The 26,339-nt window shown below is 69.3% G+C and carries 25 protein-coding genes; 11 read left to right on the plus strand and 14 right to left on the minus strand.

Annotated features, from left to right (window positions below; genetic code table 11):
* The first annotated feature begins 106 nt into the window (after positions 1 to 106).
* The 4 genes from RWN05_RS07310 to RWN05_RS07325 all read left to right on the plus strand — a co-directional run bounded on the left by RWN05_RS07310 (position 107) and on the right by RWN05_RS07325 (position 6,205).
* A complete protein-coding gene (locus RWN05_RS07310) occupies positions 107 to 988 on the plus strand; it encodes a carbohydrate ABC transporter permease (RefSeq protein ID WP_064295739.1) in 882 nt (293 codons plus the stop codon).
* A gap of 4 nt (positions 989 to 992) precedes the next feature.
* Entirely contained in the window at positions 993 to 1,937 is a 945-nt protein-coding gene (locus RWN05_RS07315; protein WP_314139097.1) for a carbohydrate ABC transporter permease, read from the plus strand.
* A gap of 34 nt (positions 1,938 to 1,971) precedes the next feature.
* Positions 1,972 to 2,976 carry an aldo/keto reductase gene (locus tag RWN05_RS07320; RefSeq protein ID WP_079004049.1) on the plus strand — a complete coding sequence of 335 codons (1,005 nt, stop codon included), beginning with the start codon at positions 1,972 to 1,974 and terminating at the stop codon, positions 2,974 to 2,976.
* Positions 2,977 to 3,145: 169 nt separating this feature from the next.
* On the plus strand, positions 3,146 to 6,205 hold the full coding sequence (locus tag RWN05_RS07325) for a glycoside hydrolase family 2 TIM barrel-domain containing protein (protein WP_314139099.1): 3,060 nt from the start codon (positions 3,146 to 3,148) through the stop codon (positions 6,203 to 6,205).
* On the opposite strand, the gene RWN05_RS07330 is transcribed toward RWN05_RS07325, so the two are convergent.
* Together RWN05_RS07330 and RWN05_RS07335 are read right to left on the minus strand one after the other, a co-directional pair.
* Positions 6,183 to 7,439, minus strand: coding sequence for an FAD-dependent oxidoreductase (locus RWN05_RS07330; RefSeq protein ID WP_314139100.1), 1,257 nt, complete (start codon positions 7,437 to 7,439; stop codon positions 6,183 to 6,185). The two genes, RWN05_RS07325 and RWN05_RS07330, sit on opposite strands and share 23 nt — an antisense overlap.
* A gap of 14 nt (positions 7,440 to 7,453) precedes the next feature.
* Positions 7,454 to 7,759 carry a DUF3072 domain-containing protein gene (locus RWN05_RS07335; protein ID WP_064295746.1) on the minus strand — a complete coding sequence of 102 codons (306 nt, stop codon included), beginning with the start codon at positions 7,757 to 7,759 and terminating at the stop codon, positions 7,454 to 7,456.
* A 137-nt stretch (positions 7,760 to 7,896) separates the two neighbouring features.
* On the opposite strand from RWN05_RS07335, the gene RWN05_RS07340 reads away from it, so the two are divergent.
* Positions 7,897 to 8,613 (plus strand): NAD(P)-binding domain-containing protein, encoded by a 717-nt coding sequence (locus tag RWN05_RS07340; protein ID WP_314139102.1) that lies wholly within the window; start codon positions 7,897 to 7,899, stop codon positions 8,611 to 8,613.
* Between the two features lie 242 nt (positions 8,614 to 8,855).
* Here RWN05_RS07340 and RWN05_RS07345 read toward each other — a convergent pair whose 3' ends face one another.
* Genes RWN05_RS07345 through RWN05_RS07365 form a run of 5 tightly spaced genes read right to left on the minus strand, consistent with a single transcriptional unit; the run spans position 8,856 to position 12,736 of the window.
* Positions 8,856 to 9,719: an NAD(P)-dependent oxidoreductase gene (locus RWN05_RS07345; RefSeq protein ID WP_314139103.1), complete on the minus strand. Its 864-nt coding sequence runs from the start codon at positions 9,717 to 9,719 to the stop codon at positions 8,856 to 8,858.
* A 10-nt stretch (positions 9,720 to 9,729) separates the two neighbouring features.
* Positions 9,730 to 10,125 (minus strand): AraC family ligand binding domain-containing protein, encoded by a 396-nt coding sequence (locus tag RWN05_RS07350; protein ID WP_314139104.1) that lies wholly within the window; start codon positions 10,123 to 10,125, stop codon positions 9,730 to 9,732.
* Positions 10,125 to 10,565: a cupin domain-containing protein gene (locus tag RWN05_RS07355; protein WP_064295734.1), complete on the minus strand. Its 441-nt coding sequence runs from the start codon at positions 10,563 to 10,565 to the stop codon at positions 10,125 to 10,127. Before RWN05_RS07355 ends, RWN05_RS07350 begins: the two co-directional genes overlap by 1 nt.
* Positions 10,566 to 10,610: 45 nt before the next feature.
* Entirely contained in the window at positions 10,611 to 11,435 is an 825-nt protein-coding gene (locus tag RWN05_RS07360; protein ID WP_064295733.1) for a phosphoenolpyruvate hydrolase family protein, read from the minus strand.
* Positions 11,436 to 11,437: 2 nt separating this feature from the next.
* Positions 11,438 to 12,736 (minus strand): Tm-1-like ATP-binding domain-containing protein, encoded by a 1,299-nt coding sequence (locus tag RWN05_RS07365; protein ID WP_314139105.1) that lies wholly within the window; start codon positions 12,734 to 12,736, stop codon positions 11,438 to 11,440.
* A gap of 247 nt (positions 12,737 to 12,983) precedes the next feature.
* Between RWN05_RS07365 and RWN05_RS07370 the strand changes: the two genes are divergently transcribed.
* From RWN05_RS07370 to RWN05_RS07380, 3 genes are all read left to right on the plus strand, one after another.
* The gene (locus tag RWN05_RS07370) at positions 12,984 to 15,650 is read left to right on the plus strand and encodes a glycoside hydrolase family 78 protein (RefSeq protein WP_314139106.1); all 2,667 of its coding nucleotides are present in this window, start codon (positions 12,984 to 12,986) and stop codon (positions 15,648 to 15,650) included.
* Between the two features lie 377 nt (positions 15,651 to 16,027).
* On the plus strand, positions 16,028 to 17,248 hold the full coding sequence (locus RWN05_RS07375) for a hypothetical protein (protein ID WP_314139107.1): 1,221 nt from the start codon (positions 16,028 to 16,030) through the stop codon (positions 17,246 to 17,248).
* Positions 17,249 to 17,474: 226 nt separating this feature from the next.
* Positions 17,475 to 18,488, plus strand: coding sequence for an LLM class flavin-dependent oxidoreductase (locus tag RWN05_RS07380; RefSeq protein WP_314139109.1), 1,014 nt, complete (start codon positions 17,475 to 17,477; stop codon positions 18,486 to 18,488).
* Positions 18,489 to 18,599: 111 nt separating this feature from the next.
* On the opposite strand, the gene RWN05_RS07385 is transcribed toward RWN05_RS07380, so the two are convergent.
* Positions 18,600 to 18,965: a DUF952 domain-containing protein gene (locus tag RWN05_RS07385; protein WP_079003557.1), complete on the minus strand. Its 366-nt coding sequence runs from the start codon at positions 18,963 to 18,965 to the stop codon at positions 18,600 to 18,602.
* A 44-nt stretch (positions 18,966 to 19,009) separates the two neighbouring features.
* Between RWN05_RS07385 and RWN05_RS07390 the strand changes: the two genes are divergently transcribed.
* The gene (locus RWN05_RS07390) at positions 19,010 to 19,597 is read left to right on the plus strand and encodes a TetR/AcrR family transcriptional regulator (protein ID WP_314139110.1); all 588 of its coding nucleotides are present in this window, start codon (positions 19,010 to 19,012) and stop codon (positions 19,595 to 19,597) included.
* Here RWN05_RS07390 and RWN05_RS07395 read toward each other — a convergent pair.
* The 4 genes from RWN05_RS07395 to RWN05_RS07410 form a co-directional block, all read right to left on the minus strand.
* Complete coding sequence (locus tag RWN05_RS07395; protein ID WP_314139112.1) at positions 19,585 to 19,836, minus strand: type II toxin-antitoxin system RelE/ParE family toxin; 252 nt, start codon at positions 19,834 to 19,836, stop codon at positions 19,585 to 19,587. The two genes, RWN05_RS07390 and RWN05_RS07395, sit on opposite strands and share 13 nt — an antisense overlap.
* A gap of 8 nt (positions 19,837 to 19,844) precedes the next feature.
* Positions 19,845 to 20,108 carry a type II toxin-antitoxin system Phd/YefM family antitoxin gene (locus RWN05_RS07400; RefSeq protein ID WP_314139113.1) on the minus strand — a complete coding sequence of 88 codons (264 nt, stop codon included), beginning with the start codon at positions 20,106 to 20,108 and terminating at the stop codon, positions 19,845 to 19,847.
* An 81-nt stretch (positions 20,109 to 20,189) separates the two neighbouring features.
* Positions 20,190 to 21,605 carry a carboxylesterase family protein gene (locus tag RWN05_RS07405; RefSeq protein ID WP_314139114.1) on the minus strand — a complete coding sequence of 472 codons (1,416 nt, stop codon included), beginning with the start codon at positions 21,603 to 21,605 and terminating at the stop codon, positions 20,190 to 20,192.
* A 134-nt stretch (positions 21,606 to 21,739) separates the two neighbouring features.
* Positions 21,740 to 22,654 carry an NlpC/P60 family protein gene (locus RWN05_RS07410; RefSeq protein WP_314139115.1) on the minus strand — a complete coding sequence of 305 codons (915 nt, stop codon included), beginning with the start codon at positions 22,652 to 22,654 and terminating at the stop codon, positions 21,740 to 21,742.
* A 262-nt stretch (positions 22,655 to 22,916) separates the two neighbouring features.
* Here RWN05_RS07410 and RWN05_RS07415 point away from each other — a divergent pair, with 262 nt between their 5' ends.
* Together RWN05_RS07415 and RWN05_RS07420 are read left to right on the plus strand one after the other, a co-directional pair.
* Complete coding sequence (locus RWN05_RS07415; protein WP_064295724.1) at positions 22,917 to 23,243, plus strand: FitA-like ribbon-helix-helix domain-containing protein; 327 nt, start codon at positions 22,917 to 22,919, stop codon at positions 23,241 to 23,243.
* The gene (locus RWN05_RS07420; RefSeq protein WP_064295723.1) at positions 23,240 to 23,671 is read left to right on the plus strand and encodes a type II toxin-antitoxin system VapC family toxin; all 432 of its coding nucleotides are present in this window, start codon (positions 23,240 to 23,242) and stop codon (positions 23,669 to 23,671) included. The genes RWN05_RS07415 and RWN05_RS07420 overlap by 4 nt, the downstream gene beginning before the upstream one ends.
* A gap of 18 nt (positions 23,672 to 23,689) precedes the next feature.
* Here the strand turns inward: RWN05_RS07420 and RWN05_RS07425 are convergent, their stop codons facing one another.
* Both RWN05_RS07425 and RWN05_RS07430 read right to left on the minus strand, forming a co-directional pair.
* Positions 23,690 to 24,721, minus strand: a complete 1,032-nt coding sequence (locus RWN05_RS07425) for a LacI family DNA-binding transcriptional regulator (RefSeq protein WP_199687180.1) — start codon at positions 24,719 to 24,721, stop codon at positions 23,690 to 23,692.
* Positions 24,722 to 24,905: 184 nt separating this feature from the next.
* Positions 24,906 to 26,339 carry a HAMP domain-containing sensor histidine kinase gene (locus tag RWN05_RS07430; protein WP_314139117.1) on the minus strand — a complete coding sequence of 478 codons (1,434 nt, stop codon included), beginning with the start codon at positions 26,337 to 26,339 and terminating at the stop codon, positions 24,906 to 24,908.

Raw genomic sequence — 26,339 nt, forward strand, 5'->3', positions numbered from 1 at the left:
GTCGCCCGGCGACCGGATCCGTCCGTCCGCGGACATCCACCTCTGCAGCGGGTCTCGCACCTCGCCGCCCAGCCTCACGGTCCCCCGACCGACTCAGGAGCACAGCATGAAAGACGTCCTCGGCGACAGGAAGGCCATCGCCATCCTGCTGGGCCCGGCCCTGCTCATCTTCACCCTGGTGAAGCTCGTCCCGGTGATGTGGTCGTTCGGCCTCACCTTCTTCCAGGGCGACCTGCGCGGCTTCGAGTTCGTCGGCCTCGACAACTTCGCCCAGCTGTTCGCCGACCCGACGGCACCGGAAGCGATCTTCTTCAGCATCAAGTACTCGCTCATCGCGACGGTCGCGCAGATCGCCCTCGGGTACGCTCTCTCCCTCTTTTACGTCTTCGTCCTCAAGAAGGCGTCGACGCTCGTCCGCACGCTCGTGTTCTTCCCCGTGGTGCTGCCGACCGTCGCCGTCGGTCTGCTGTTCAAGCGCCTGTTCGAGGTCGCGCCGCAGACCGGACCGGTCAACGCCATCCTGAACGGCTTCGGCATCGACTCGGTGGACTGGTTCAGCTCGCCCGACAGCGCGTTCGTCGTGATCATCATCATGGACCTCTGGCGGTCGATGGGCTTCTACGCCGTCCTGCTCTATGCGGGGCTCCTCGACATCCCCGAGGAGGTGATCGAGTCGGCCCGCATCGACGGCGCCCGCGGCCTGAAGCTCGTCCGGTACATCATCGTGCCGCTGTCACTCCCCGTCCTGCTGTCCGCGGTGATCTTCAGTTTCAACGCGACGCTCAAGGTGTTCGACTCGGTGCTCGCCTTGACGGGCGGCGGGCCAGGGACGGCCACGACCCCGCTGACGCTCTACATGTACAACACGACGTTCACGTACCAGAACTACGGCTACGGCTCGACGCTCGCGTTCGTGCTCACGATCATGTGCTTCCTCGTGACGCTCCTGATCTTCAAGACCTCCCGCAAAGACCTGACGAAGGACTGACGCCATGACGACCGCCATCACCCCGGCGCCCGGCGCCACCACACCGGCCTCGAGCGGCAGCGGCGACGGATCCGGCACCGCCGTCCGCCGGCCGAAGATGCGTCGCGCTCCTCGCTCGCGCGCCTACTACCTGCGGAAACTGCCCTCGGTCATCCTCATCGGACTCCTGCTCGTGATCGAGATCTACCCGATCGTCTGGCTGTTCCTGTCCTCGTTCAAGAACCAGCGCGAGTTCCTGCAGGAGTCCACCTTCTCCCTCCCGGAGTCGTGGAGCTTCGACAACTACGTCACCGCCTGGACGACCGGCAACATCTCGCAGAACCTGCTCAACAGTGTCATCGTGACCCTGCCGTCACTCGTCTTCATCCTCATCTTCGGCGTCGCCGCCGCCTTCGCCCTCGAGGTGATGGTGTGGAAACGCCGCAACCTGACGCTGCTGCTGTTCATCTCCGGCATCATGATCCCGGGCCAGATGATCCTCGTGCCACTCTTCGTCGCCTACTTCAGCCTCGGCCTCACGAACACGTACTGGCCGATGATCATCACCTACACGGCGCTCGGGATGCCGCTGACGGTCTTCATGATGACCGCCTACTTCCGGGCCGTGCCGCGCGAGGTGTTCGAGGCGTCGACGATCGACGGAGCCGGCATCATCCGTTCCTTTTGGTCCATCGGACTGCCGATGGTGCGGAACGCGCTCTTCACGATCGGGCTCGTCCAGTTCCTCTCCATCTGGAACGACCTGCTCATCTCGCTGACCTTCACGACGAACGCCGACCTCCGCACCATCCAGGCGGGTCTGCTGAACTTCAGCGGGGAGTTCGGCCAGGTCGACTACGGGCCGCTGTTCGCGGGCATCTGCATCAACGTGTTCTCACTGCTCGTCGTGTTCGTGTTCCTCAACCAGCGGATCATGAAGGGGCTGGCATCCGGCGCGCTCAAGGGGTGACGCCGAAGTGCCCGAGGACCGCAGGATGGACGACATGATCGACGACGACACGACCCACACCTCCTCCACCGACCGGACGACCGCGGCAGTGGCGACACCAGACGACCTCCGACCGCTCGGCTCGACCGGGCTCGTCGTGAGCCCGGTCACGGTCGGCACCTCAGGACTCGGCACGCCGGCGAGCGCCGACGGCTCCACCGGCCCGGGCTCCACGGCGTTCGCATCGGCCGCCCTCCGTGGTCCGAATCTGCTTGTGGACACGTCGAACAACTACTCGGACGGACGCAGCGAGACGGCGATCGGCGACGCCATCCGTCAGAGCGGTCTGCCCGAGGGACGCGGAGTGGTGACGAAGGCCGACCAGGATCCGTCGACGGCGGTGTTCGACCGCGACCGGGTGCTGCGGTCCTTCGAGGAGAGCCTCGAGCGGCTCGGCGTCGAGCGCATCCCGGTGTTCCACCTGCACGACCCGTACTCGGTGTCGTTCGAGGAGGCGTCGGCACCGGGTGGTGCGATCGAGGGCATGCTGGCACTCAGGGAGCAGGGGCTGGTCGACACGATCGGGATCGCCGCGGGTGCCATCAGCGTGATGCTGCCCTACGTTCGCACCGGCGTCTTCGACGTGCTCCTCACCCACAACCGGTTCACCCTCGTCGACCGATCGGCGACCGGCTTGCTGGAGGAGGCGCGCTCGCTCGGGATGGGCGTCTTCAACGCGGCTCCGTTCGGGGGCGGACTCCTCGCCGGACGGCGCGGGCGCGACGGCAAGCCGGCCACGTACGCGTACCAGGCCGGTTCGCCCGAGTTGCTGGCCTGGGTCGACCGTGCCGACGAGCTGGCCACCCGCCATGGCGTCCCGCTCGCGGCTGCCGCACTCGCGTTCTCGACGAGATCGGAACTCGTCGACTCCACCGTCGTCGGGATGAACCGGCCCGAGCGATTGGAACAGGTCGAGACGCTGCGAACGACCCACATCCCCGAGGACTTCTGGTCGGACCTCGACGCACTCGGCACCCCGCCGAGCACCATCACCGACTGAGCCCGTTCTCCATCCATCCATCCACCCACCCGCTCCCCTTTCCCTTCCACTGTCCCTTTCTCAGGAGTCCGCCGGCGTGGCGTCCGCTGGCCGGGCCGGCGCGCCGATGACCTCCTGAGAAAGGGACGCCCGACGATGAAGGCCGCATCACGATGAAGGTTGCACGACGATGAACGACTCAGCAGGGCTCGCGGCGTCGTGGGTCGAAGACCCGATCCCGGGGACCGGCCGGCGGCGACCCCGTGCCGACGAACTGAGCGACGCACGTCGGCTGTCCCTCAACGGCGACTGGGCGTTCACGCTCTCGCCCACGGCCGACGGGACGGGCGACACCTTCGGTGATCCGTCGCTCGACGACTCCTCCTGGGACCGCATCCGGGTGCCCGCGCACTGGGTCCTCGAGGGCCACGGGCAGCCGCTGTACACGAACACCGCGTTCCCGATCCCGATCGACCCGCCTCGCGTGCCCGAGGAGAACCCGACGGGCGACTACCGCCGTACCTTCACCCTGCCGGAGGACTGGCGTCGCGCTGACACGGTGCTGCGCTTCCAGGGTGTCGACTCCTGCGGGACCGTGTGGTTGAACGGTGTGCTCCTCGGCCACAGCAAGGGCAGCCGTCTCCCGGTGGAGTACGACGTCGGCGAGCACCTTGTCCCCGGTGAGAACGTCCTCGCCGTGCGGGTGCACCGGTGGTCGAGCGGCACGTACCTGGAGGACCAGGACATGTGGTGGTTGCCGGGGATCTTCCGCGACGTCGACCTCCTGGAACGCCCGGCCGGCGCGATCGACGACGTCCAGGTCCGCGCGAGCTACGACCATCGCGACGGCATCGGCGTCCTGCGCGTCGACACCGACGTCCCCGGCCTCGTCGACGTCCCCGAGCTCGGCATCCTCGACCTCCCCACCGGCACCGCGACCGCTCTGCCGGTCGAGCCCTGGAGCGCCGAGGTACCGCGCCTCTACACGGCGCACCTCAGGCCGAGGCCGACCGATGAGACGCCCGTGGCCGACGAGACCGTCGAGCTGCGCATCGGGTTCCGCACCGTCTCCATCGAGGACGGCCGCTTCCTCGTGAACGGCGTCCCGGTGCTGTTCCGCGGGGTCAACCGGCACGAGCACGACCAGGACCGCGGCCGTTCACTCGACACGGAGACCATGCGGCAGGACATCCTGCTCATGAAGCAGCACAACCTCAACGCCGTGCGCACGAGCCACTACCCGCCCCACCCGGACTTCCTCCGCCTCTGCGACGAGCTGGGGCTGTGGGTGGTCGAGGAGTGCGACCTCGAGACCCACGGCTTCATCTACACCGACTGGGCCGGCAACCCGCCGACGGAGCCGGTCTGGGGCGACGCGATGCTCGACCGTGTCCAGCGGATGGTCGAGCGAGACAAGAACCACCCGTCGATCGTCGTGTGGTCGATGGCGAACGAGAGCTGGGTCGGCGAGAACTTCGACGTGCTGGAGCAGTGGATCCGCGAGCGCGATCCGTCTCGGCCGATCATTTACGAGCGCGATCCGTCGTATCGGAACTCGGACTTCTCCAGCCTCATGTACCCCGACCAGGAGCTGCTCGAGGCCATCGGCCGTCGCGAGGAACCGAGCCCCGTGGGCGTCGTGGCGGGGTCGCCGGACGACGTGCGTCGGCGGCGACTCCCGTTCCTGCTCTGCGAGTACGCGCACGCGATGGGCAACGGCCCGGGGTCGCTCGTCGACTACCAGCGGATCCTCGAGTCCTCCGACCGGTTCTGCGGCGGCTTCGTCTGGGAGTGGATCGACCACGGCTTCCGCAGCACCGACGCCGCCGGGAACGAGTTCGTCATGCACGGTGGCGATGTCGCCTTCCGACCGAACGGCGGACGCTACTGCCTCGACGGACTCGTCTTCGCCGACCGCACGCCCTCCCCCGGCCTCGCGGAGCTGCACGCCGCGATCAGTCCGGTCGAGCTCCTGGCGGACGCCACCACCGGCACGCTGACGGTCAGGAACAAACACGACATGCGGTCACTCGATCACCTGGCGCTCCGGTGGCAGCTGGAGGACGACGGCCTCGCCGTCGCGTCGGGTGCGTTGACGACACCGCCCGTCGACCCCCGGAGCGCGGCGACCGTCGACCTGCCGGCCGAGGCGACCGTGCCGACCGCCGGTGTCGATCCCGTCTCCGGCGCACCCGTCGAGCGTTGGCTCACCGTGCGCGCGGTCCTGGCGACCGACGAGCCGTGGGCGGCAGCGGGACACGAGGTCGCGTTCGGGCAGGCGCGGATCGCCGCCGACCGACCGGCGGATCCGACCGGCGTCACCGTTCCCGTGGCGGCCGCGGCACGCAGACCCCTCGCTCACGCCGACCGCACGCCGGGCCACCGCATCACCCTCGGCGCAGGCTCCTTCGACGCCCGCACCGGCCGACTCCGCGCGCTCGGCGATCTCGAGTTCGACGGGCCCGTCCTCGACATCATGCGCGCACCCACCGAGAACGACCGGGGCCAGGGGCCGCGGAACACGGCCGCAGCCAGTTGGAAGCTCACGGGACTCGACCGCTTCCTCCACCGGACCGACGCCGTCGAGCGGATCGACGACGGGCAGGGCGGCGGCCTGCGGGTCGCCGGCCGCAGCGCCCCGGCCGCGCACGGGCTCGGCCTGCACTGGACGTTCGACTGGACCGACGTGGGCGGCGCCCTGGACCTGTCGGTCACCGTCGTCCCCGAGGGGATCTGGGAGCACACCCCCATCGGCGATCACGTGCTGACGCTGCCGCGCCTGGGCCTCCGACTCGGACTACCGGGCAGCTACACGGATGCGACCTGGTTCGGTCGGGGCCCCGGCGAGTCGTACGTCGACAGCCTCGCCGCGGCGCGCGTCGGTCGCTTCACGAGCAGTGTCGACGGGCTCCAGACCGACTACCCGGTGCCCGAGGAGAACGGCAACCACGTCGGGACGCGGTGGGTGGAACTCTCCGGCGACGGCCTGCCGACCCTGCGAGCCGAGCAGCTGCAGGACACCGGCTTCGACTTCACCGCCAGACGATGGACGAGCGAAGCGCTCGAGGAGGCCCGCCACCCGCAGGACCTCCGAGACTCCGGCCGTGTGTGGCTCAACCTCGACCACGCGCAGCACGGGCTCGGCAGCTCGTCGTGCGGGCCGGCCCTGCCCGAGCGCTATCGGGTGCCGGTGGCGGAGACGACCTTCGGTGTGCGGCTGCGGACGCTCACGCCCGACCCTGCAGGATGAGGTTCCAGTACACCCAGGGCAGGACGTGGCGGTCGGCGATGAACGTGAACCGACGCTCCTTCGCGAGTCCGTTCCAGAACGGGATCGAGGGCTTCGGGCGGTAGCGGTCGTCGAACTCGGCGAACACCACCGTCCCGCGGGAGACCGTGAACGGGCACACCGAGTAGCCGTTGTAGACCGTGCTCGGCTCCCGGCCGGACCGCACGGCGACGAGGTTCTTCGCGAGGGTCTTCGTCTGTTGCCTGAGGGCTCCGCCGGACTTCGAGCTCATCACCGCGGCGGCGTCGCCGAGCGCCCAGACGTCCGGGAAGCGCGGATGCCGCAGGGTCAGCGAGTCGACCTCGACGAAGCCACCCGGGTTGCCGGGCTCGGCGAGCGCCGTTGCCGCGAGCCAGTCCGGAGCGGACTGCGGCGGCACCGCGTGGAGGACGTCGTAGGGGATCTCCTCCCGAAGTCCCCCCGTCACGCCGTCCTGCCCGCGATCCGGGCCGTCCTGCGGGTCGGTCCGCGCGATGGTCACCACGCGCTGCTCCGGGTCGACCGCGACGAGCTCGCGCGAGAACCGCACCTCGATGCCGTACTCGGCGACCTTGCGGTCGAGTTCGGCGTCGATCATCGGCATGCCGAACATCGTGGGTGTGGGCACGACGAGCACCACACGGATGTCGTCGAGGACGCCCGTCTGCCGCCAGTGGTCGCACGCGAGGTACATCGGCTTCTGCGCGGCACCCGAGCAGCTCGCAGGGCCGGCGGGCTGCGTGAACACGACGGTGCCGGAGCGGACCGACCGGAGCACGCGCGAGGCCTTCTGCGCGTACTCGAACGTGTAGTTGGAGATCCCCACCGGCGAGGCCATCGCCTCCGTCAGACCGGGCACGGCGTCCCAGTCCTGCTGGATGCCCGGAGCGACGATGAGCTGGTCGTACTCGACGGCGGTGCCGGATTCGAGTGTCAGCGTCTTCGCGACCGGGTCGACGGACCGGACCCGGTCCTGGATCCAGGTCACGCCCTTCGGCGTCACCGCGCGCTGGGGCCTCGTGGCCACCGACGCGGACGCGGTCCCGCCCGCGACGTGCGAGAACATCGGCTGGTACCGGTGGTGTTCGCGCGGTTCGATGACCGCGACGTCATCGACCCCGTATCGCCGGAGCCTGCCGGCGACGGACAGACCGGCGTTGCCGCCACCGATGACGACCACCTCGTGATGGAGCGGAGCCCTGCTGGAGTCGGTCACGGTGGCGGCGGCGCTCAGGATCCGGACTGACCGCGGCCGGTGGCGTTCTGCAGCCGGTCGATGTGCTCGGAGGCCTGCGCCTTCGTCAGGTCGGCGGGGAGCTCCTCGCCGGCCTCGCGCGCCAGAGTGTCGAGGTAGCTGCGCTGCGGGCCGGTCATCGGCTCGTCGCCGGTGACCCAGTCCTCGGGGTCCTTGCTCGCGCTCGTCGAGCTGTCGTCGCCCCGGGCCCCGAGGGTCTCCTCGGTGGCGCCGATCGTCTCGGGTGAGCCGGAGGTCGTGGCGTCGGGGGTCGTTGCGTCGGTCTGTTCTGCGTCAGTCATGCGGCAACGCTACGTCGAGCGGGCGATCGCGGAGGAGGGGTTGCGCGTCCACGTCGGACCGGTCTCGGAATAGCGATGGACGACCCCCGGTTGACCCAGGCGACCGCGTGCGGCCGCACCGTCCACGAAGGAGACCCATGTCCGACACCGCTTCCGGAACCGACCGATCCGCCGACGACCCCGCTTCGTCGCAGGGCGTCGCCATCGGCATCCTCGGTGCCGGCAAGGTCGGCACGGTCCTGGCACGACTCGCGGTCGCCGCCGGCTATCGGGTGCTCATCAGCGGTTCGCGCGACGCCGCCCGGATCGCCCTGACGATCGACGTCATCGCTCCGGGTGCCGTCGCCACGACCGCCGCCGAGGCAGCGACCCAGGCCGACATCGTCATCCTCGCGCTGCCCCTCGGCAAACATCGCTCGGTGCCCGTCGACGAGCTGCGCGGCAAACTCGTCATCGACGCCATGAACTACTGGTGGGAGGTCGACGGCCACCGCGAGGACCTCAGTGCGCCGGAGACCTCGACGAGCGAGCTGGTCGCCGCCTTCCTGCCGGAGTCCCGGGTCGTGAAGGCGTTCAACCACATGGGGTACCACGACCTCGACGGGGAGCCACGTCCCACCGGCGCACCGGGCCGCAAGGGCATCGCGATCGCCGGCGACGCCCCCGCGGACCGGGCGGCCGTCTCGGCCGTGGTGGACGCCCTCGGGTTCGACCCGGTCGAGATCGGGCCGCTGCGCGCTGGCGTCGTGCTCGAACCGGGGCACGAGCTCTTCGGGGCGAACATCGGTGCCGACGAGATCCGCGAGGTCGCCGAGGTGCGGGCGTTGGCCGAAGCCGAGGCCGGCGTCCGCTAGGCGACGCGGCGGGTTCCCGGACCGGTCTCGACCGTTCGTACCACTCTCGGGTGCAGCGCCGACTTTGGGCGTGCCGACCCGGGTCGCCTCGTCGAGCGCGTCGTCAAAGCCGTACTCAGCGAGGAGGAACGCCCGACCGGCCTCGGATGCCCCGTCGCCGGTCAACGGCATCGCGCTCGCGCGAACCGGGGTGCACTCATCCGTCGATCGTCCGATCAGCGCCTCGTTCGTTTCCGTGCCGATCAGCCCCGCACTGCCTGCTCGCGCTCGAACTCGTCCCGCCAGGAGTACTCGGGCTCGAAACCGAGTCGTGCGCGGGCCTTGTCGATGGACATGAGCGTCTCGAACTCGCCGAGCCCCGCCCGCAGCGGGACGCCGGGGAAGTGCGTCGCCGCGAGCTCCGCCGACGGCACGGTCGTCCCGTTGTCGGAGGCGCACACGTCGTAGACCTCGAAACCGGGCTCCGCTCGCGTCAGCGCCAGCGCGACCGCCTGCGCACCGTCGCGTGCGTCGACGTAGCTGAACAGGAGGTCGCGCCGGTACCCGGGCTCCGACGCCCGCGCGAACGTCCCGTACTCCCCGGGCGCCACGACGTTCGTGAACCGCAACGCGGTGATCGACGTCCCGTCGGCCCACCGCACCAGCTGTGCGGCCATCGCCTCCTCGGCGACCTTCCCGAGCGCATAGGTGTTGTTCGCGCGACTGACGGTCTCGTCGATCGGCAGGAACTCGGGCGCCTCATCGAACGGGAATCCCATGGCCGTGATGCTCGACGCCGCCACGATCGTCCGGATGCCCGCCCGCAGCGCCGCGTGCAGCACGTTGAACGACACGGTCAGGTTGTTGTGGAACGTCGCCGCATCCGGCACGAGCCCGTTCACCGGGATCGCGGCCAGGTGCACCACGGCGTCGAGACCTGCGAACCTCGCCGTCACCCCGAGCAGACTGTCGATCGTCTGCCCGTAGTCGGTCAGGTCCACACGGGTGAACCCCGGCCCGGCCGTGCCCGCGACGTCGAGTCCGTGCACGTCGTGGCCGTCCCGCAGCAGTCGTTCGACGGTGGCGGAGCCGAGCTTGCCCGAACTCCCGGTGACGGCGATGCGCATACGGACGATCCTAGGCTCGGGCCGGGAAGTCGGCGGGCAGCGGGAGTGCGGTCACCACGTGCCCGCCGGCGTCCTCCTCGTTCGCGTGCAGATGGCCGACGCGCCCACCGGCCGGGAGTCCCGTCTCCGTGAAGAAGCCACGGATCGTCTCGTACACCTCGACGATGTCGTGGGTGTCGCCCGCCTGCGTCAGCACGATGTCGCCTGACTGCACGTAACGCTCGCCACCGTCGACGAGCACCTTCCCCTTGCCCTCGGTGATGAACCAGATCTCGTGGTCGTCGTGGTGGTGCCGGTCGAACCGTCCGCCGTCGACCGACACCGCGAACCGCCCGATCGTGCCGATCTCGCTCCAGTCCGGCTTCGAACCCGGATGCACCCAGGAGCCCGGTTCGATCACCGGCATCAGCGATCCTGCTTCCAGCTCGGCGCCGTTCCGGCGTCGAGGATGCGCGCGTCGGGCAGGCCGTCGAGCCCCGTCTCCGCGCCACCAGGGGTGTACACGACCGACAGTCGCAGCGGGCGCCACGTCGTGTTGTAGGTGGAGTGCACGGTGTCCTTCGGGATGTACACGGCGTCGCCCTCGCGGATCGGGAACGCGGGACCGTCGCCGACGGTCTGCACGCCCTCGCCGGAGATCACCGTGATGACCTCCTCCTCGCCCGGGTGCTGGTGGGGTGCGTGGCCCTGTCCGGGGTAGACGATGACCTCGCCGACCGTGAGTCCGGCGCCCTCGTCGAGGTGCGGGGTGACGAGCCACTTGATGGTGCCCCAGTCGAAGACCCGGGTGGGGACCTCGTCGGGGCGACGGCCGGCGGTGGCGGGGGTGATGGCTGGTTCGGTCATGGGATGCTCCTCGTCGAGTGGTCGGGTGGTCGGTCGTGCCGTCGGTCAGCGGGTCTGGATGGCCTTGAAGTCTTCGATCTGGCGTTTGATCGCCCGCTCGGTCGGGAGGCGTTCGGCCGAGGACGCGCCGAAGAACCCGGCGACGCCCGTCGTGTTGGCGAGGATGAAGGCGGCGTCCTCCGGTTCGGCGATCGGACCGCCGTGGCACAGCACGATGACGTCCGGGTTGATCGCGACGGCCGCGTCGCGCATCTCCTGCACCCGGTGCGCCGACTCCTCCAGCGAGAGTGCCGTGGTCGCGCCGATCGTGCCGGCCGTCGTGAGGCCCATGTGCGGGACGAGGACGTCAGCACCCGCCTCGGTCATCGCGACCGTCGACTCGACGTCGAAGACGTACGGGGCCGTGAGGAGGTCACGCTCGGCGGCGAGGCGGATCATGTCGACCTCGAGGTCGTAGCCCATGCCCGTCTCCTCGAGGTTCTGGCGGAAGACGCCGTCGAAGAGCCCGACGGTCGGGAAGTTCTGCACGCCGGTGAACCCCATCGTCTTGAGCTCGTCGAGGAAGCGCTCCATGATCCGGAACGGGTCCGTCCCGTTCACGCCGGCGAGCACCGGGGTGTCGCGGACGATCGGCAGCACCTCCCGACTCATCTCCACGACGACCTGGTTGGCGTCCCCGTAAGCGAGCAGGCCCGACAGCGAGCCGCGACCGGCCATCCGATACCTGCCGGAGTTGTAGATGATGATGAGGTCGACGCCGCCCGCCTCCGCGGACTTCGCCGAGATGCCGGTGCCTGCCCCGGCGCCGATGACGGCCTGTCCGCGCGCGACGGTGGCGCGAAGTCGTTCGAGTGCGATGGTCCTGTCCATGGTCAGTCCTGTTCCGTGGTGTCGGTGCGGTTCCTGTCGCCGTCTCGCTCGATCACAGCGTGGAGGGCGTCGGCGGCGAGCCTCGCGAACACCGGATCATTGAGATGTTCGGGACGGTCGACGACCGTGACCGCGCTGCCCTGCACACCCGCGAGCACGGCTTCCATGAGTGCAGCATCCGCCTCCGCGTCGCGGAAGGGCAAGCCCTCGGCGTCGAGCGCCGAGACACCGCCGCGCGGGATCAGTAGCACGGTGGGGGCCTCGGCGCCGCTGAGCTTCGCCCCGATCCGCTCGCCCAGCTCGCGGTTCTCGTCGACCGTGGTGCGCATGAGCGTCACCGTCGCGTTGTGGACGAAGAAGTCGCGATCGGCGAACCGCTCCGGCACGGTGTCGCGAGGGCCGAAGTTGACCATGTCGAGCGCACCGAGGCTGACGAGCTGTGGGACGCCTGCCGCGCCGGCCGCGGTGAGTCGGTCTGGGCCCGCCGTCAGCACGCCGCCGACGAGATCGTCCGCGAGTTCGGTGGTGGTGAGATCGAGGACCCCTGCGAGCATGCCGCTCCGGGCGAGCGATTCCAGGGCCCGCCCGCCCGAGCCGGTGGCGTGGAAGACGAGGACCTCGTAGCCGAGTTCGTCGAGGCGCTCGCGGGCCACGTCGACCGCCGGCGTCGTGACCCCGAACATCGACGCCCCGACGAGCGGGCGGTCCGTCCGCTCGGCGGACGAGGCCGGACCGCGCGCCTGCGCAGCCGCCGCCATGCCGGCGATGGCCGCCACCGCGTTCCCGAGGACGGCACGGGAGATCTGATTGATCCCGGCGATGTCGACCACGCTGTACATGAGCGTCACGTCGTTCGCGCCGACGTACGGCGCGACGTCCCCGGACGCCATCGTCGACACGAGGAGCGTCGGGGCCCCGATCGGCAGTTCGCGGAAGACCCGGGCGGCGATGGCCGAGCCGCCGCTGCCACCGAGGGCGAGGACGGCGTCGACCCGCCCGGTGGCGTGCAGTCGGCCGATCACCGTCGCGGCACCTTCCGCCATCGCACTCACGGCGGCTCCACGGTCATCCGCGGCGAGCAGCGTGTCGAGATCGGTCCCGCCAGCGGCGGCCACCTCGTGGTTCGGGTGGTCCACGGCAGCGTCGTACCCGTGGGGCTCGCGCGTTCCGGCGTCGACGACCACGACGTCCGCGCCCAGTTCACCGAGACGACCGGCGACCCATCGGTACTCGGCACCCTTCGTATCGAGGGTGCCGACGAGCGCGACGGTCGGTCTGGCTGGTGCTTCGGGTGCGGTCATCGTCGCTCTCCATCGTCGTCGTCGTGAGCGCAGGACGGCCGTGTGTCGGCGCGCCCCACCTGACGGATCCGCTTCGACCTCGCCAGCGCCTCCATCCTGGTCCAGGTTTTGAAACGTGTCAAGAAGTGTTGCATCTTCCTCGCTTTCTCGCATACCAACGCTGTAGCATCGGCTTTTGAAACGTGTCAGAGTTGATCGCCGAGCGAGCTGCGACGCGCCCAGCCTGACGAAAGGACCAGCAGCCACGATGGTGACCACGAGCGCCCCCAGATTCGAGCACCTCCGCGAGGCCCGAGGGATCGGCGACGCCACCCCGAGGCTGAGCTGGACGAATCTGGCGCCCGCCGGCTGGGAGCAGCACGCCGCCGAGATCGAGATCACCCGCGACGGACGGGTCACGACCACGGGCCGGGTCGCCACCGGTGAATCCGTCCTCGTCGCCTGGCCCGCCGCTCCGCTCCGCTCGCGTGAGGTGGCATCGGTACGCGTACGGGTGTGGGGTACCGACAGCGGCCCTGGCCAGGCGGTCGAGGTGGCCGACTGGAGCCCGGTGGCGACGGTCGAGGCCGGCCTGCTCGCACCGGGCGACTGGGTCGCGGTGCCGGTCGCAGCCGACTGGGATGAGGAGCCGGAGAGCGACACGCGTCGGCCACCGCTGCTGCGGCGGGACTTCACCGTCGGTGCCGACCTCGTGTCGGCGCGGTTGTACCTCACAGCGCACGGTGTCTACGAGGCGGAGATCAACGGTCGTCGCGTCGGGGACGAGGCGCTCGCGCCGGGTTGGACCAGCTACGCGAGCCGGCTGCGCACAGCGACGCACGATGTCACCGAGCTCCTGCACCCCGGCGACAACGCGATCGGCTCCTGGATGGGCGACGGCTGGTACCGGGGTCGACTGGGGTGGCGCGGTGGCTTCCGCAACCTGTTCGGCTCGGACCTCTCGCTCATCGCCCAGCTCGAACTCCGCTATGAGGACGGTCGCGTCGAGACCATCGCGACCGACGAGCACTGGCGCGCCTCGTTCGGCCCCATCGTCAGCTCCGGCAACTACGACGGTGAGCACTACGACGCCCGCGAGGAGCTCCCCGGATGGTCGGAGCCCGGCTTCGACGACCGCGGGTGGGCCGGCGTACGGATCGGCACACGCGACTCGGCCACCTTCGTCGCACCGCAGGGACCCCCGGTGCGCGCGACGCAGGAGGTCGCGCCGATCGCGGTCCTCACGAGCCCGAGCGGCAAGCGCATCCTCGACCTCGGCCAGAACCTCGTCGGTCGACTGCGGATCCGGGTCACCGGTCCGGCGGGCGAGACGGTCGTGATCCGGACCGCGGAGGTCATGCAGGAGGGCGAGATCTACACCCGTCCACTCCGCGAGGCGAAGGCGACCGACAGCTACACCCTCGCCGGCCGCCCGGCTCCGGCGGACGGCGGTCCCGCGGAGGAGTGGGAGCCGCGGTTCACGATCCACGGTTTCCGGTACGCGGAGATCACCGGATGGCCGGGCGATCTCGACGAGGCGGTCACGAACGGCGACGTCGTCGCGCGGGTCTACCACTCCGACCTCGAGCGGACGGGCTGGTTCGAGAGCTCCGACGAGCGGGTGGACCGCCTGCACGAGAACGTGCTCTGGAGCATGCGTGGGAACTTCGTCGATCTCCCCACCGACTGCCCGCAGCGGGACGAGCGCGTCGGCTGGACCGGCGACCTGCAGGTCTTCGCGCGCACCGCCTCGTTCCTGTACGACGTGTCGGGCATGCTCGGCTCCTGGTTGCAGGACGTCGCGGTCGAGCAGCACGAGGACGGCACCGTGCCCTGGTACGTCCCGTTCATCCCCGACGACGGCCAGTGGACGCCGAACCGACCCGGCGCCGTGTGGGGCGACGTCGCCGTCCTCACCCCGTGGGTGCTCTACGAGCGCTTCGGCGACATCGGCGTCCTCGCGGCCCAGTACGACAGCGCGAAGCGGTGGGTCGACCTCGTGCACCGCCTCTCCGGCCCCGACCACCTGTGGAACGAGGGGTTCCAGCTGGGCGACTGGCTCGACCCGGCCGCACCACCGGATCGGCCGGCGGAGTCGCTCACCGACCGCCACCTCGTCGCCACCGCCTACTCGGCCTGGTCCACGGCGCACCTCGCGAAGACCGCCGCCGTGCTCGGTCGCATCGACGACGCCGAGCACTACGCCGAGCTCGCTGAGGCGACCCGCCGGGCGTTCCTCGCGGAGTACGTCGGCGAAGACGGGCTGATGACGAGTGATGCGCAGACCGCGTACTCGCTCGCGATCGCGTTCGAGCTCCTGCCGGACCCAGCAGCAGTGGACCGTGCCGGCGAGCGGTTGAGCGCCCTCGTCGCCGCCGCCGGCAACCGCATCGCGACGGGCTTCGTCGGGACGCCGATCGTCAGCGACGCGCTCACGACGTCGGGCCATCTCGACCGCGCCTACGACCTGCTGCTCGAGGACGAGTGCCCGTCCTGGCTGTATGCGGTGGGCCAGGGAGCGACCACGATCTGGGAGCGCTGGGACAGCATGTTGCCCGACGGGACCGTGAACCCGGGGCAGATGACCTCGTTCAACCACTACGCGCTCGGAGCGGTGGCCGACTGGCTGCACCGGGTCGTCGCCGGCATCGCTCCGTCCGCACCCGGCTACCGCTCGATCCTGTTCCGGCCCCGACCCGGCGGTGGGCTCACCCACGCCTCGGCCGTGCACCTGACGCCCTACGGTCGGGCGTCGATCGTTTGGCGGATCAAGGCTGACACGCTGCACGTCGAGGTCGAGGTGCCCACGGGGACGACGGCCGTCGTCGACCTGCCGGGCGCCGAGCCGGTGTCGGTGACGAGCGGTACGCACCGCTTCGAGGAGCCCGCGCCAACAGGAGGCCCGGAGCAGCTTGTCAGAGCAAGATTGCGATAACCAAAGCAACTCTGCCCACGCTCAGGAGGAGCTGCCGATAGGTGCAAGGCTAACCTTTCGGCGTTCAGTCTTTGCGCGACTCAGCGGGACTAGCTCACGAAACGCCGTGGACGGCGTATCTGCAGCGCACTGATGGCCACAAGGGAGCCACACGTCGCCTCACGACTAGGTCTTCTCAAACCGACAACCCAGGAAGGCAGGAGGAGGACACCTCATACCTGGATGCTCATGACCGGCAGGATTGACTGTCAACACCTGCGCTCTCACGACACGGCGTCCATTCGCTCCCCGGCCTTTTCGGATGACTAGCTAGCTTTGGAACGCAAATGGCTGCAGGTCATGCTAGCGTCCCATCAAGACGCGCGCCAGGAGCAATAGTGACGACAGATGAACAAACAGCCAATGAGTCGATTGTGGAACCCCCTCCTGCCTACGTTGGGCGGGTAGGGATTCTCCTTTTCGCGCAACCGCATCGTGAGCGCGCTGAGTCCGGGTCGCCGATCCCGACGACAGAAGACTTTTATGATCGCCTGATTGGCGCACTAGATGGCGACCCGCGTGTCGGGGAGGTCCGAGCAGCAAAATCGGGCGAGAACGTTTTTCGCGAGAGAAGGTACTCGATGGCCGGCCAAGGAGAACGTCTTGCGACTGATGCGCCGGCCGCGCCTCACCGCCACATCCACGTCGCAGAATTCGAGACACCGATACTTTTGAATCTACACGTTCCGAAGCGCCTGCAAGCGGGCGGCGGGGACGAACGCTCAGTCCCTGCCGATGAATACTGGGTCTCATGGGATGGAGTGCAGCTCCTCGTTTTGTGGGACTACAGCGCTTCGAACCGCCCGACGGGCTTTTACGGCGGCTTGATCGCAGTATCCGTGCTCCACGACGCTGTGAAGAAGATTGGGTTGACAACTAAGAGTCAACCCTGCGGTCCGTATTGCTCCTTCCCGTTCTCACATCAAGACCTACTCATCGCTCCGGACTTGGACACTACTACAGCCAAATTTGCCGACCGGGGCGAGAACCGCATTCGGGTGAGCTGTCCGCCAGAGCCGGATCCGCTCGAACTTGCAAGGCGGCTGTCGCGCCGCCTATCACATTTGGTATCAACGTTTGCTACCATGCGCAGTTTTGGCGAGACCGTCTCCGGCGCGGAAAAGCTGGCACGCCAGGACGTGTCATCGTTGCTAAAACTCCAATACGAGCTCGCAGAGACGAATGCAATGCATCCCTTGAAGAGCTTGCCCAAGCGATGGAGACAACGTGGACGCCGCAAGCAGATGGCTCATCTAATCGCGAAATTGTGGATGCGTTTAGCAACTCTGGAAGAAAACTATCGCCATTGGAAAGAAGGCCGCTTCTTGTATGACTCGAGCGCCCGGAGCGACGGCCTAGATCTGATCTTTCGATTGGAATATCCACAGTCTCAGAATAGTGTCGGATCCGTCGACATCGTGAGCCTTCGCGCCACAGTAGAACAACTGTCCGCCAGGGCGGATTCACACGTAGTCGCTATTGCCACGATTGCGGGCGCCACATCAGGTGCAGTCGTAGCGGGTTTCGCAACATTGCTTGCCTCCTTGAATGGGGCATGACTCGTAACAATCTTTGTGGGCTATCTTGAACAAAGCCCATCTGCGTATCTAGGCCATTTGTGACATTCGGCAAAGGCGACGAAACCAACGGGGCCATTGCCAACCGTCGGCCTGTTGCAGTCCGAGGCGGTTTCGGCGACCAGCGGGGCTCACCAGTCGGTGACTGCCCCGACGCTCTAGATCCATTCACCGGAATAGAACCGCTCCGCGCGACGCTGTAGTCAGCGTGAAGAAGATCGGGTTCCTGTCCTTCGGACACTGGCAAGACGTTCCGGGCTCCAGCGTGCGCACCGGACGTGACGCACTGCTGCAGAGCATCGACCTCGCGGTCGCGGCGGAGGAGGTCGGTGTCGACGGTGCCTACGTGCGCGTGCACCACTTCGCCCGGCAGCTCGCGTCACCGTTCCCACTGCTGGCGGCGATGGCGGCGAAGACCTCGACCATCGAGCTCGGCACCGGTGTCATCGACATGCGCTACGAGAACCCGCTCTACATGGCCGAGGAGGCGGCGGCCACCGACCTCATCAGCGACGGCCGACTGCAGCTCGGCGTGAGCCGGGGATCACCCGAGACGGCGCTCCGCGGGTCGGAGTCGTTCGGCTACGTACCGGGCGACGACGAGACCGACGCGGACATCGCCCGCTCGCACACCGAGGTGTTCCGGGCGGCCATCGCCGGAGCCGGTGTGGCCCGCGCGAACCCGCAGATGACGGGGACGAACGGACTGCTCGCGATCCAGCCGCAGTCGCCGGAGCTCGGCGAGCGCATCTGGTGGGGTGCCGGCTCGCGGTCCACGGCGGTGTGGACGGCGGAGCAGGGCATGAACCTCATGTCGTCGACGCTCCTCACCGAGGACACCGGGGTGCCGTTCGACGAACTGCAGGCGGAGCAGATCCAGATGTTCCGCGACGCCTGGTCCGAGGCCGGTCACGAGTGGCAACCGCGGGTCTCCGTGAGCCGCAGCATCCTGCCGCTCATCGACGACGAGACGCGCCGCTACTTCGGTCTGCGCGCCCAGGCCGACTCGAAGGACCAGGTCGGACACCTCGACGGCGGACTCGCGCGCTTCGGCCGCAGCTTCATCGGCGAGCCCGACGCCATCGCCGCCGAGCTCGCGGCCGATGCCGCCGTGCAGGCCGCCGACACCGTCCTCGTCACCGTCCCGAACCAGCTCGGCGTCGACTTCAACGCGCGCATCCTGGAGTCGATCGTCAAGGACATCAAGCCGGCGCTCGGGTAGCCCCCGAGGTTCACAACTCCTGCTGATCGCCCGTCGGCAGGCTGACATGCGCACCAGGCGCTGTCTCCACGGTCGACGGCAGACCATCCGCAGGAGTTGTGGTCACCTCGCTCAGGCCAACAGCTCGTCGAGCATTGTCGGCACCTGCCAGGCGCCGGCTCCATCGCGCTCGAGCGGGAGCTCGGCGGTGATCGCCGGGCCGGCGGTCGGCAGCGGCGCGAGGATGCGCGGTTCCGGCTCCAGAACCACCTCGATGCCGGTCGCCTGCAGCTCCTCCACGTCGAGCACGATGAGCACGAGCGGCAGCTGGAGTGACCCGTAGACGCGCTCGAGCACTTCGGGCAGCCGGTCGGCGGTCGTCGCGTGGACGAAGCCGGCGTCGACGAACGGCACGGCTCGCGTCGACACCTCGTACTCGCCGAACGGCCGACTGGCCTCCCAGTCGTCGACGATCGCGACATGCAGGATCTTCGTCATCTCCACCCTCTCCATTTAATGAGACGTTACCGTATCATTAGAGCATGGAATCGAGACGTGGTCGCCCGACGGCAGCCGAACGCGACCGCCGCCGCGACGCGATCCTCGACGCCGCCATCCGCCGGTTCACCGAGTACGGGTACGGCGGGACGACGATCGAAGGGATCGCCGCCGACGCCGGCGTGACGAAGCGGACCATCTACACCTGGTTCGGTGACCTCGCCGGCGTACTGACGGCGGCGGTCGAACGGCAGCACGGGTACCTCCTCGCGGCCGACCGGCCAGGGTCCGAGGCGGAGCCCCTCGAGGACGCGGCGACGCGACTCGTGCTCGCACTGCACTCGGACGTCTCGGTCGCGCTGCACCGACTCGTGATCGCGGAGTCTCCGCGCTTCCCCGAGGTCGCCGCCGGTTTCTACGCGGCCGGCCCGGCCCGCTCGATCGCGTTCCTCTCCGGCCATGTCGGCGAGCGGGCGGAGCAGCTCTACACGCTGCTCCTCGGCGAACCGCATCGACGCAGGCTGCTCGGCCTGGCCGCTGCGCCGACGCCGGATGCAGCACGGGCGCACGCCCGCGCGTGCCTGGCACTGGTCTCCAGCAGGAGCCACCCACCGCGCGCTCAGCGGTCGTAGACCTCGCGACGGTGCGCGATCCTGAAGACGGTCACCAACACGACGTCGTCGAGGATTTCGTAGAGGACGCGGTAATCGCCGACCCGAATCCGCCACGCGTTGTCGAATCCATCCAGCTTGCGCACACCAGTCGGTCGGGGGTCGGCCTCCAGCTCACCGATGGCGAGGAGCAGCCGTCGCCGCAACGGGGGATCGAGTTTCCTGAACTCACGAGCGGCAGCGGAGGTGAACTCGACCACGTACCTCGTCAAGCGTCGAGCTCGGCGCGCAGCTCGTCGAATGAAACGCGGGTTCCGTCGTCTTCAGCCCGAGCCGCCCGGAGCTCCGCCTCGTCTCGTGCCGCCTCGAAAGACTCCAGCAGTTCGAGGTCCTCAACACTGATGACCACAGCCGCGAGTTTCCCGTGCCTCGTCACACCGATCCGCTCGTGCGCATAGCCGACCCGCCCGAAGACGTCTGCGAGGCCTTCACGAAGCTCTCGCGTCGAGAGGGAGTGGGTGATTGTGTTCATCGCCCGATGGTATCAAACTGTGTACACAATTACATCTGTTCACAGATGGGGTATTCGGGGCATCAGCGTCCGGAAGTACGCTCAGCGGTCAAGCGTCACCACGTCGCTCAGGCCTGCGGTCGCGTCGGCGGCCAGGACGCCGTCACGCGCGAAGTCGGCCCACATCTGACGCAGGAAACGTCCGCGTCGATCGACCTCCTCCCAGGTCGCCGAGCCGATGAGCGCCGTCCGGCTCCACGATCGTTCGGTCCCGAGCAGGAGCGGCAGGTCGGTCACGTGCGACGCGCCGTACGGGCTGCCGGGCGGCGCCCAGCTGAGCTCGTACCGCGTGGCCCGACCACCCGACGCCCGATGCCGTTCGACGAACTTCCGGGCGTCGCGGGTGTAGGTCACGTGCGTGGTCGCGCCGACGAGCGCCCGCCGGATGGGGTCACCGACGAGCGGCGCCGAGGTCATGCGGGCGAAGGCCGGAATGAGCGGCACGTACAACCGGGTCTCCTCCGTCGTCGAGCCGATGAGCACGTCGATGCGCGACGCCACCTCACGCCAGGCGGTGTCGCGGTCGGCCTCCGCCGGAAGCGGCGCGTGACCGTACTGGGTGCCGAACGCCATGCCTCCGCGCAGTCCGAACCGACGAGCGGCTCGCTCCACCCGCTCCTCGAGCGCCAGCAACTCGACCACCGGCGTGTCCCGTGTCGGGCTGCCCGCCGCTCGCATCATCGCGCTCGCCATCTTGGCGCGCCCACTGCTGATGCCGAGGGGCGCGCTCTGGATGACTGCCCGCTGGAAGAGTCCCGCGGTGCCGTCGCTGATCATGAGGTGCGCGATCGCATCGCCGCCCGCCGACTGCCCGAACAGCGTGACCGACGCCGGATCGCCACCGAACGCGCCGATGTGCTCGTGGATCCACCGGAGCGCGAGGACGAGGTCCAGCAGGCCGAGGTTCGCCGGCAGCGTCTCGCCGTCACCGAGGAAGCCGAGGATCCCGAGCCGGTACGTGACCGACACCACGATGACCCGCTGCTCGACGACCAGGCTGATCGGATCGTAGACGTCGAGGTCGCCGGCACCCGTGACGTAGGCACCACCGTGGATCCACACCATCACCGGCAGCGACTCGTCCGGGCGCACGTCCGCAGGGATCGTGATCGAGAGCGCCTGGCAGTCCTCGGAGTCGACCATTCCCTCACCGGCGCCCTCGAGGACGGCCTCGAGCACTCGCGAGGAGCGCTGCGGTGAAGCAGGCGCCCGCTCGAAGGCCCGGAACGGCACTGGATCGCCGTCGGAGCCGACGGGAAGACCGGTCGACTCCGGCACCTCGAAGCGACCCGCGCGGGCGTACGGGATGCCGCGAGCTCGCACCACCGCGCCATCGACCCGCCCCAGGATCGTGCCGAGGGAGGTCTCGAAGCCGCGTACGTCCGCCTGCGGCATCGGAGGCGCGGAGGCCTCATTGCCAGGCGCTTCGGACGTCGGGCTCGCGTGCGACTCGGTCATCTGTCCACGCTATCCCCGAGCGGCCTGCGCACAACTCCTGCTCGACGGGCTCACACCGAAGACACGGCAGCCCGAACCGGGCCGAGCTGCTCGCCGATGGCCGGTCGAGCAGGAGTTGCAGACGACGGTCCTGTCTACGGAATGCGGATGTAGACCGGATCTCCCCAGATCGTCAGACGGTGCTGGACGTAGCGACCCCAGTCGGGAGAGTCGTACATGCCGCCCGCGCCGTCATAGATAGCGATGTGACCTTCCGGCCAGTAGAGCAGGTCACCGGCGACGGCCTCCGACGCCGAGATCTGCACGCCCGATGCGGCCTGCGCACCGGCACCGCGAGGCAGGGACACACCGAACGCCGCGAAGACGTACTGCACGTAGCCGTCGCAGGCGAAGCTGTCGGACGGGTCGTTGCCGTTGCCGTAGGGGACGACACCGACGAACTGCGCCGCGTAGGCGAGGATCGCCTCGCCGGATCGTGCGACGGCTGGGGCCGCGTAGGTGCGCCCCGCCGAAGCCGACGCGGACGACGAGGAGGCGGCGGATGCACTCGCGGCCGCCTCGGCTGCAGCAGCTGCGGCGGCGGCCGAGGCGGCGTCGACCTCCTCCTGGCTGGTCGCGCCATAGCCGTCGCGCACGAAGGGCACATCGGTTGCGGTCGACGGCACGGAGTACGACACCGACTGCATCGTCGCCGCAGACGGGATCGCGCCACCGGTGGCCGCATCGACGTCGACGCCGGCAGCGGCCGCCGGCAGTGACACCGACACGAAGAGCCCGGTTGCGAGCGTCATGACGCCGAACGTGGCGAACGGCTTGGCGCGCTTCGCGAAGGAGCTCTTGGCGCGTGGGGCCGAGGGCCGCTTGGTGGGCACGAGGTCGACGTGACGTCGCTCCTCCTCGGCGGAGGCGGTCCAGCTGGCGTCCTCGAGGCGAGCCGCGCGACGGGCGGCCCGCGGGCTGAGGGCCACGTGGCGGCCGCCGGTCCGGGCGAGGGTCGCGGCCGGAGTGTTCGGGTCGCGGCGCTCGAGGGCAGGGGTGGTGCTGGTCATGTGCGGGGTACCGTCCTGGGTCTCGGTCGCGTCGGGGGCGCGCTCGGTTCATGCTCGGTGGGTGCAGCATCGCCTCGGCAGAGCCGTCCCTCGATGACCGCGGTCGACCGGTTGCCCGATCCGAGGAAGGCGAAACGGCCACCCTACGTGGGCCTCCCTGAAAGGAACCTCCGCTCGGCGTGGCCTGTGGAGGACCGATGAAGCCGGACCCACTGTTCTGCTAGCATCGTGCTAGCACTCCATTTCCACGAGAGGTGACGACATGCCCACAGTGACCGTCCGCAATCTCGACGACGACACGAAGCGCGGTCTGCAACAGCTCGGCGCCTTGCACGGACGATCCATGGAAGCGGAGATCCGGGCGATCCTCGCCGCGGCTGTCAGGACGACGACGCCTGAAGACCTCCGCGCCGCCTCGGCCGCAGACATCGACCGACCCGGGCTGGCGGAGCGTATTCATCAGCGCTTCGTCGACCTCCACCTCGACGGTGAACTCGTCATCGAACTGCCCGAGCGCACCACGACCGTCCGACCGAATCCGTTCGAGGACGCTGCGAGCGCCGACGCGGATGACCAGACCCCGAGGTGATCATCCTCGACACGAACGTCGTCTCGGAACTGTTCAGACCACGGCCCGACCCGACGGTGGTCCGGTGGCTCGATCGGCAAGACGAGGCCGCCCTCCACCTCACGGCGATGACCGCTGCCGAGCTCCTCGAAGGAGCCCTGCGCCTCCCTGCAGGCGCTCGCCGATCGGCGCTCGTCGGGGCCGTGGCGACCGTGCTCGATGCCGACTTCGCAGGACGCGTCCTCCCCTTTTCTGCGGAAGCCGCGCTCGACTACGCGGAGCTCATGACGACGCGACGCCGCTCCGGCAACCCGATCGGACCTCAGGATGCGATCATCGCGGCCATCGCGCGATCCTCCGACGCCGCGCTCGCGACGCGGAACACGCGCGACTTCGCGGGTGTCGGTCTCCGCCTCATCGACCCGTGGGTCCCCGACCACCCGGCGTGACGCAGGGTGGCACCAGACTCAGGCCGGGTCGACGCCGACCGTCGACTGCCGGACGACGAGCTCCGGTTGGAAGACGATCTGCTCGGGCACGCGTCGAGCGCCAGCGTCCGCCTCACGGAGCAGGAGCTCGACGGCGGTGTGGCCGATGAGCGCGCTCGGCTGACGGATCGACGAGAGTGGGACGACCGCCGCCGACGCGAAGTCGATGTCGTCGTACCCGATCAGCGCGATCTCGTCCGGCACGCGCACCGAACCGAGCATGCTGAACGCCTGCAGGACCCCCATCGCGAGGAGGTCGTTGGCCGCGAACACCGCGTCGGGCCACTCGTCGCGAGGACGGTTCCGGATGGTCTCGCCCGCGGAACGGCCCTGCAGCACCGTCAACGCGGTGGTCTCCACGACCTCGAGGGTCACTTCGGCACCACCTGCCGCGGCTGCATCGACCGCCTGGCGCGCACCGGCGAGCCGATCGACGACCTGACGGAGCGAAGACGGACCGCCCACGACCGCGATGCGACGCCGACCGAGTCCGATGAGGTGCTCGACCGCGAGCCGCCCGCCCGCGACGTCGTCGACGGCGACCGATGAGAAGCTCGTGTCATCGGTCTGCCGGTCGACGAGGACCGTCGGCGTCCCGCGGTCGCGCAGCCGGCTGAGCCGGGTGAGATCGTCGCCGAGCGGGGTGATCAGGACGCCGGCGACCCGCTGCTCCTCGAAGAGGTCGAGGTAGGCGCGCTCGCGGTCGACGCTCTCGTCGCTGTTGCCGAGGAGGACGGACCATCCCTCGGCATCGGCTCGATCCTCGGCGCCGCGGGCGACGTCGGTGAAGAACGGGTTGCCGACGTCGAGCACGACGAGGCCGACACTGCGGCTGCGACCAGCCCGGAGCTGGCGGGCCGCGTCGTTCCGGACGAAGCCGAGCTCGTCGATCGCCGCGTGGACGCGGTCGACCGTGACGGGCGAGACCTTCTCGGGGCGGTTCAGCACGTTGGAGACGGTCCCGACCGAGACGCCGGCTCTCGCCGCGACGTCCTTCACGCTCGCGCTCACGGCTCCCCTTCGCCTGTCGGGCCCGCCGGGTGACGCCGGACGGGCTGGCTCATTGTTGCACGCAGGGCCTCCTCGCGCCCGCGCGGTCGGCTGTCCCCGGTCGTCTCCGTCCCCGACTCAGGAGTTCCCCGGCGCGGCGCCCCCGACCCCGACACACCGGACAACTCCTGAGAACGGGCGACGATCAGGCGGGATCGCCCGGCCTGGCCGACGCGACGGGCAGGGTGACGACGACCTCGAGACCGTGGCCGGGACGGTTGCGGAGCACGATCTCCCCACCCGCGTTGCGCGCGATGGCGGCGACGATCGCGAGCCCGAGACCGGAACCGTGCCCGGAGGACCGCGTCGCGTCCGAGCGACTGAACCGCTCGAGCGCCCGCGGTTCGAAGGCCGGGTCGAGCCCCCCGGCGTTGTCCGACACCCGCAGGGTGAGCTGACCACCGTCGTCGTCGAGCATGACCGACACCCGGCGCGGAGCACCCCCGTGCTCGGTGAACGCCTGCAGCGCGTTCCCTGCGAGGTTGTCGACGACCCGGCCGACCTCGTCGGCGCGCACGGCGTACACCGCCGCGCCGTCCCCCGGCCCGCTCTCGGCGATCGCACTCACGTACTCGACCTCGATCCCGGCCAGCGCGTCGTCCGAGGCGACCCGGAACCGTGCGCGCTCGACCGCTTCGAGCACGTCGGCCTCCAGCCTGGCCGCGCTCGTCCGCTCCTCCGGCGTCGCCGCCTCGATGCGGGACAACTCGAGCAGCGAGGTGACGAGCGCCGACAGCCGCGTCGCACTGCGCTCGGCCCCCTCGATGTCGGCGAGCAGTTGCTCGCGCGACGAGTCCTCGAGGCGCGCGAGTTCGAGCTGGGTGCGGAGGATCGCGAGCGGCGTCCGGAGCTCGTGACTCGCGTCGGACACGAGCTGCCGTTCGCGGTCGGCCGAGGCCCGCAGCCGCTCGATGAGGTCGTTGAGGGTGATCGCGAGCTGCGCGATCTCGTCGTCGGCACGGCCGACCGGCAGCACCTCGTCCGTCGACCGCTCGCTGAGACTCTGCGCACTCACCCGGAGCCGGGTGACGGGCCGGAGCGACACCGTCGTCAGGATCCACCCGCCGGCCGCCACACCGAGGACGAGGAGCGCGAAGGACCCGACGAGGAGGAGCCGCATCTGGACCAGGACGGTCGTCTCCTCGGCCTCGTCGCGCCCGGCGATGACGTACCAGGTGTCGCCACCGACGGTCACGGGCTGTGACAACAGGATGTAGGTGGCGGCACCGGCGTCGACCGTGGTGACCTCCCGCGTCGCAGCGAGCGCTGGGAGCGGCGCGGCGAGCGTCGTCGGCAGGCTGAAGACCGGGATGGAGCCGTCGGGGGCGATGACGGCGATGCGGGTCCCGAGGCCGGGCCCCTGGAGCGGGTCGTCGGGTCTCGCCTGCAGCGCGAACACGTATTGCGCGCCGTCACTGCGGAGCGCCTGCACGGTGCCGTCGCGGACGATGCGCTCCAGCTGGGCGTTGATCGCGAGCCCGGCGAAGAGCGACACGACGACGGCGATGAGCAGACTGCCCCCGGCGATCCGCGTGCGGATGCCGTGGTGCCGCGTCGACCGGCGACGGTCCGACGACAC

The organism is uncultured Plantibacter sp. (assembly GCF_963518075.1).
GTDB classification, from domain to species: domain Bacteria; phylum Actinomycetota; class Actinomycetes; order Actinomycetales; family Microbacteriaceae; genus Plantibacter; species Plantibacter flavus_A.